Here is a 270-nt window from a genome sequence, read left to right on the forward strand (position 1 = left end):
GGTCGTCTTCATCGCCATGCTGCCTGCCTTCACTGTCGTTTATACCTCGTTCCTGGCCACAGACGGCCCGGTCTCTACCGGCGGCTTTGGTCTCGGCAGCTATGAGCGCATCCTGAGGGATTCGCCGCAGGCGATCTACAACAGCTTCCTGTTCGCTCTGGCGGCGGTTGCTCTGATCGCCGTCGTCTCCGGCCTCCTGTCTTTCATCGTGGTGCGAAAGGACAATGTCGTCTCGGGCTCGCTCGATTTGGTGCTGATGGTGCCCTATCT

General features: G+C 60.0%; 1 pseudogene. It reads left to right on the top strand.

Annotation, left to right across the window (positions count from 1 at the left end):
* Positions 1 to 270: pseudogene (locus tag KVS69_RS19640) on the top strand (iron ABC transporter permease); the annotation flags it as partial.

This window comes from Stenotrophomonas sp. GbtcB23, from assembly GCF_019091045.1.
GTDB classification, from domain to species: Bacteria; Pseudomonadota; Gammaproteobacteria; order Xanthomonadales; family Xanthomonadaceae; genus Stenotrophomonas; species Stenotrophomonas rhizophila_A.